Here is a 6,629-nt window from a genome sequence, read left to right on the forward strand (position 1 = left end):
TATTTTTTTAGACATCTTTCGAAATTTTAATAAGGTAGTTAAATGTTATTAAAATCATTATCTTAAGTTAATATTTTGGTATAAAGCAGGCTTCTAGAAATTATAAAAACAAGCTGCAAAATAAAACATCATTAAAGTGTCATAAAGGTGTAACTTTATTGTCATATTTTAAACTCACAATGCACATAACGAAATAAGTACAAAACTTAATAAAAAGTGGCGTACTCCGAATTTGCATAAATTGAGAGAGAACAGAATGCGCTTTACCAATATCGCACTTGCATTAGCACTATCTGGGGCAGCTGTAGCAACAACTGCGAACGCAGCTCGTGACACCATCCAAATCGCTGGTTCTTCTACAGTATTGCCATACGCAAGTATTGTAGCAGAAGAGTTCGGTAACACATTCCCACAATTCAAAGCGCCTGTTGTTGGTTCTGGCGGTTCTTCAGGTGGTTTGAAACAATTCTGTAACGGTGTGGGCGATAACACAATTGATATCGCAAACTCATCTCGTCAAATTAAAGATTCAGAAATCGCTGCATGTAAAAAAGCAGGCGTGAACCAGATCTTAGAAGTTAAAATTGGTTATGACGGTATCGTATTCGCGTCAAACTCAAACAAAGCTGCTTATAAATTAAAACCTTACCATGTATTTGCTGCTTTGGCTGCTGAGCTTCCATCGAAAGGTAAAATGGTTGCTAACCCATATACACGTTGGAACCAGATTGACAAATCACTTCCAAATGAACCAATTACTCTGGTAATTCCAGCATCTAACCACGGTACACGTGAAGTGTTCCAGGAGAAAATGGTTGATGCAGGTTGTGAAGCTTACGCAGCAATCAAAGCATTAGACAAAGATGCGAAGAAAAAAGCATGTACAACTTTCCGTAAAGATGGCCGTGTGATTGAAATCGCTGGTGACTACACTGAAACACTGGCACGTTTAAGAACTTCTCCAAGTGCAGTGGGTGTATTCGGTCTAGGTTTCTATGACCAAAACCGTGACAAGCTACGTGTTGCAACTGTAAACAACGTTGCGCCATCTGAGCAAACAATCCTGAACGGTTCTTACCCTGTTTCACGTCCATTGTTCTTCTACGTGAAAGGTGAGCACCTGAAATCAATCAAAGGCTTACAAAAGTACACAGAATTCTTCTTAAGCAAGAAAGTATCTGGTAAAGGTTCTAAGTTAGACAAAGCAGGTCTGATCTCTTTATCTGACAAAGAACGTGCGCAAATCCTGGCGAACTTCAAAGCAGGTAAAGCTGTTAAATAATTGTGGTTAAAACAGCTGATGGCAGGGTTTCCTGCCATCAGCTTTTTGCGAAGAGAAATGTTTTTTCAAATAATGAAAATTGAAAAAACGGTGGAGAATACATGAATCTGCTACTCATAGGTGTGTTACTGGCAATTATTGCCATAGCCTATCAAATCGGGTTAAGCAAAAGCCGTAACCTAGCAGGTAAGGGAAATAATTCTGCAATGTTGCACTCACGCCCTGGTTATTATGGTGCGTTGGTGGCGTTGTGGTGTGCGATCCCTGCTTTTTTAATTTTGATTGTTTGGAATCTGGTTGAACCAACCATTTTGGAACAGGTAGTACTGAGTCATGTACCGGCAGATGTTGCTGCCAACCTGAATGCAGCCAGCACCAGCGTTCTGGTAGACCGTGTGCAAGCACTAGCTTCTGGCTTTGGTGTCACTGATACACCAGCCGCCTATGAACTGGCAGCTGCTGAACAATTAGCAAAATTTGAAACCATTGGTTCTTATATCAAACTGGCCGTTGTGATTTGTGCAGCGTTAATTGGTTTGCTATGGGCGAAAAAACGTGTCTCTCAACAGTACCGTGCCCGTAACCAGGTTGAAAAGATCATTAACATTTCTTTAGCCCTCTGTTCTGGTGTGGCCATTCTGACCACCGTTGGTATCGTGATGTCGATGTTCGGGGAAGCCATGCGCTTCTTTAGCTTCGTCAGCCCAATGGACTTCTTCTTTGGTACCCAGTGGAACCCAGGTTTTAGTACCACCGGTAGTGCCGATGGTGAATATGGTCTGTTACCGCTGTTATGGGGAACCTTGCTGGTCAGTGCGATTGCATTGCTGGTTGCAGTACCTATTGGTCTGATGATTGCCATTTACCTGGCAGAGTATGCATCTCCGAAATTCCGTTCTTGGGCAAAACCAACCATTGAAGTGTTGGCCGGTATTCCGACCATTGTATATGGTGTATTTGCCTTAATGATTATTGGTCCATTCCTGAAAAGTGCCGGTGCACTGCTGGGTATTGATATCAATGCTACCAGTGCTTTAACTGCCGGTCTGGTAATGGGCATCATGATCATTCCATTTGTATCGTCTTTATCTGATGACATCATTACCCAGGTACCACGTGCTCTACGTGATGGTTCGTTGGGTCTGGGTGCGACTAAGTCGGAAACCATTCGTAAAGTGGTGATGCCGGCTGCCTTGCCAGGGATTATCGGTGCCTTCTTGCTGGCTGCATCTCGTGCAATTGGTGAAACCATGATTGTGGTCCTGGCCGCAGGTAACAGTCCGTTGTTACATGCCAACCCGCTAGAAGCGGTTGCAACCGTGACCATGACGATTGTTAACCAGTTAACCGGTGATACCGACTTCGCAAGTCCGCAGGCATTGGTGGCGTTCGCATTAGGTTTAACCCTGTTTGTTATTACCCTGTGTTTGAACATTGTGGCACTTTACATCGTGCGTAAATATCGTGAGCAATACGACTAATGAGTACTTCAAATACTACTTCAATGGATCAACAACCGCTTGATCCACGGGCGGCCGCTGAATTACGCGCACAACGTAAACAGAAAATTGAAAGCTCGTTAGCAAAACGCCATCGTAAAGAAAGCACTTTCCGCATGTTTGGTCTGGCCTCGGTACTGGCAGGTTTATTCTTTGTCGTGTTACTGTTCGGCAGTATTCTGGCCAAAGGTTTACCGGCATTCTGGCAAAGCAGTATGGCAGTGCCAGTCTACTTTGACCCAAGCATTATTAATGTGGGCGCCCAGCCAAAACAGCAGGCAGGTGAATCTCCGGCACAATTTAATGACCGTATGATTGCCTGGCAGACTGAAATGGGTATGGTCGATTGGGATGCGCTTATCGTTAATGGTATCGTCGCTAAAGATGCGGCGCTTGAAGCCAAGCGTGATGATTTAGGCTACATGTACACCAGTTCTGAAACCTATCGCTTACGTGATATGGTACTGGCAGATCCATCGCTGATTGGTCAAACCAAAGAAGTGAAAATTCTGGCCGATGCCAATGTAGATGTATGGCTTGCGGGCAATATTGACCGTGACCTACCGGCAGAACAGCAGCAGCTAAGCCCGGAAATCCGTCAGCTGGCAGATGATCTGAAAGCCCAAGGTATTATAGAAAATACTTTCAATACCAACATCTTTGTCAGCCCGGACTCGCGTAGTTCGCCTGCAACTTCTGGTTTGGCTGGTGCCTTCATGGGTTCATTGTTCATGATGCTGATCGTGATCTTTATCTCGATTCCAATTGGTGTGGCATCTGCAATTTACCTGGAAGAATTTGCACCAAAAAATGTCATTACTGATATTATTGAAGTGAACATTAACAACCTGGCCGCAGTTCCATCGATTGTATTTGGTCTGTTGGGCGCTGCCATCTTCATTGGCTGGATGCATTTACCGTTATCTGCGCCACTGGTGGGTGGTCTAGTTCTAAGTTTAATGACTTTACCGACCGTAATTATTACCACACGTGCTTCACTAAAAGCGGTGCCGCCATCTATTCGTCAGGCTGCATTGGGCTTGGGTGCATCACGTCTACAAACCGTATTCCATCATGTATTGCCACTGGCATTACCAGGGATTTTAACCGGTGCGATTATTGGTGTTGCACAAGCATTGGGTGAAACCGCACCACTTCTATTAATTGGTATGAGTGCCTTCGTTGCGAGCGTACCGGCATCTCCATTTGATCAATCTACCGCATTACCGGTACAAATTTTCCTATGGCAGGGCAATGAATTGCGTAACTTCTTTGAAGGACGTACCGCTGCCGCCATTATCGTACTTCTTGCACTCATGATCGGCCTGAACAGTCTGGCGATCTGGTTACGTAAGAAATTTGAAGTACGTTGGTAATTGAGGGCAAAATATGACTACTGTATTAAGCACAGACAAACCGAATTCCTTAGAACAGGATAAAGCAGTGAATCCAGAGCAAACACAATTTACGTCAACCGAAGGTGAAGAACACAAACAGCCTGCAACTTCGTTTGTGTCCCAGTTTGATACCCAGGCGGCGAGCAAAAAAGAAGCCAAATCGAACAATGTCAAACTCAGCACCTCCGATGTTCATGTGTACTATGGTGAATCTGAAGCAATTAAAGGCATTGACCTGAATATTTATGAAAATGAAGTCATTGCCTTCATTGGTCCATCAGGTTGTGGTAAATCGACTTTCCTTCGTACCTTAAACCGTATGAATGACACCATTGATTCATGCCGCGTTACCGGTAAAGTCATGCTGGATAATCAGGACATCTATGATCCGAACCTGGACGTGGTGTTGCTACGTGCTCAGGTGGGTATGGTGTTCCAGAAGCCAAACCCGTTCCCGAAATCAATTTTTGAAAACGTGGCTTACGGCCCGAAACTGCACGGTTTGGCGCGTGACAAATACGATCTTGAAGAAATTGTTGAAAACAGCCTGCGTAAAGCTGGTCTGTGGGATGAAGTTAAAGACCGTTTAAGCCAGCCAGGTACTGGTCTGTCAGGTGGTCAGCAGCAACGTTTATGTATCGCGCGTACCATTGCGGTTTCACCAGAAGTCATTCTGATGGATGAACCATGTTCCGCACTGGACCCGATTGCAACTGCAAAAGTTGAAGAACTGATTTCTGAGCTGTCTACCCAGTACACCATTGCGATTGTTACGCACTCGATGCAACAGGCAGCGCGTGTATCAGACCGTACCGCATACTTCCACCTGGGTGATCTGATTGAAGTGAACTCGACTGAAAAAGTCTTTACTCAACCAGACCATCAATTAACGGAAGCGTACATTACAGGTCGTTTTGGTTAATTGCCAACCGCTGTATATCAAAAAACCGCAAATCAATATTTGCGGTTTTTTTATGGCTCTGGTTGAGGGGTAGGGGGAGGGTCATAGCGGATCTGGTGGATTATCCATCTATCAACACGCTTAAAACAAAGCTCAAAATAGATTTCAGTTTGAAGGGCTGAATCCGGAGCAGATCATTCCATCTGCTATCCAGTTGGTGGTTTTAATGTTGAGCTTTCCCAGCTTTTAAAAATCCCGTCCTGTTCAACAGGGCTGTATTTTTTAGTTGTTGCAAAAATGACACTACGGTTAACACGGAAGTAGATTAAATTAAGCAAATAAATGCGCTAATATTGAATTCTCAATATCCGCCCTCATCTAAAGCTTAGCCAAAATAAAATTGAGAACAGATTTTTATATGTTATTTCATTCCCCAAAACTACCTGCCGAAATTCGTATCCGTCATTTAAATGCGCGTATTAACGAACAACGAAAAAAAATAGCGCAGACTACGGCCTCCAAACTGGAGCTGTTGCAATTTAGCCAGCAATTGTCCAAAGAGGCACGCCTGCGTAAAAAGAATAACCAGAAAATTTATGTACTCGATTTTAAAGGGGATATGGCCGCCTCTGCGGTAGAAAATCTGCGTGAAGAAATTACCTTAATTCTGGCCACAGCCAAAGCTGGACGTGACCGCGTGGTGGTACGTTTGGAAAGTCCGGGCGGGATGGTACATGGTTATGGTTTAGCCGCTGCACAACTGGTACGTCTGCGTGATGCTGGTTTTCATCTGACCATCTGTGTTGATAAGGTCGCAGCCAGCGGTGGCTATATGATGGCTTGTATCGCCAATGAAATTATCTCTGCACCGTTTGCCATTGTCGGTTCAATTGGCGTGGTGGCACAGGTGCCAAACTTTAACCGTCTGCTAAAACAGCATAATATAGATTTTGAACTGTATACGGCTGGTCAATACAAACGCACCGTGACCATGTTTGGTGAAAATACCGAAGAAGGCAAGGCCAAGTTTGAAGAAGAGTTGCAACAAACTCACAGCCTGTTCAAGCACTTTGTTGAAAAGTACCGTCCGCAGCTCAATGTAGAAAAAGTTGCTACAGGTGAACACTGGTATGGTCAGGATGCTTCCGATCTGAACCTGGTCGATAAACTGCAAACCTCAGATGAATACCTGTTAGGATTATTGCCACAGCATGATGTTTATGTCATTGAAACCCGTCGCAAGCCAACCTTGGGTGAAAAACTCGGCCTACAAGCCGCACAGGTGGCAGATTCTCTGGTACCTGCGGTCATGAATAAAGTCATGGATACTTTAAGCAAAGCCAGTGCCAACCTGGTGCAAATGCGCGATCCTAAGCTCTAATCCAATTTTGCTCATGAAACATGAAAAAGCACTCAATCGAGTTAATGCCAGTCAGTTAAGCAAATTTTAGTAAAATGTAGTAAAAATGAGTGTATGTAAATACGCTCATTTTTTTATGTCTTTATCTGAACATTTAGAATCCACTCTTGAACATTCTCTCCCATCACTC

General features: G+C 44.0%; 5 protein-coding genes. All 5 read left to right on the forward strand.

The genetic code is table 11. The annotated features are described in order from the left end of the window. Positions 1-256: 256 nt before the first annotated feature. Positions 257-1,282 carry a substrate-binding domain-containing protein gene (locus FTT64_RS08690; protein WP_180103828.1) on the forward strand — a complete coding sequence of 342 codons (1,026 nt, stop codon included), beginning with the start codon at positions 257-259 and terminating at the stop codon, positions 1,280-1,282. A gap of 101 nt (positions 1,283-1,383) precedes the next feature. After that, positions 1,384-2,763 carry a phosphate ABC transporter permease subunit PstC gene (pstC, locus tag FTT64_RS08695; protein WP_005176748.1) on the forward strand — a complete coding sequence of 460 codons (1,380 nt, stop codon included), beginning with the start codon at positions 1,384-1,386 and terminating at the stop codon, positions 2,761-2,763. Further along, positions 2,763-4,157 carry a phosphate ABC transporter permease PstA gene (gene pstA / locus FTT64_RS08700; protein WP_160241466.1) on the forward strand — a complete coding sequence of 465 codons (1,395 nt, stop codon included), beginning with the start codon at positions 2,763-2,765 and terminating at the stop codon, positions 4,155-4,157. The genes pstC and pstA overlap by 1 nt, the downstream gene beginning before the upstream one ends. 13 nt (positions 4,158-4,170) lie before the next feature. Beyond that, positions 4,171-5,100, forward strand: coding sequence for a phosphate ABC transporter ATP-binding protein PstB (gene pstB / locus FTT64_RS08705; RefSeq protein ID WP_005176754.1), 930 nt, complete (start codon positions 4,171-4,173; stop codon positions 5,098-5,100). Between the two features lie 397 nt (positions 5,101-5,497). Continuing rightward, the gene (sohB, locus tag FTT64_RS08710; protein WP_075174762.1) at positions 5,498-6,460 is read left to right on the forward strand and encodes a protease SohB; all 963 of its coding nucleotides are present in this window, start codon (positions 5,498-5,500) and stop codon (positions 6,458-6,460) included. Positions 6,461-6,629: the final 169 nt, after the last annotated feature.

The sequence above is a fragment of the Acinetobacter sp. Q186-3 genome (genome assembly GCF_013420655.1).
Lineage (GTDB): Bacteria > Pseudomonadota > Gammaproteobacteria > Pseudomonadales > Moraxellaceae > Acinetobacter > Acinetobacter indicus.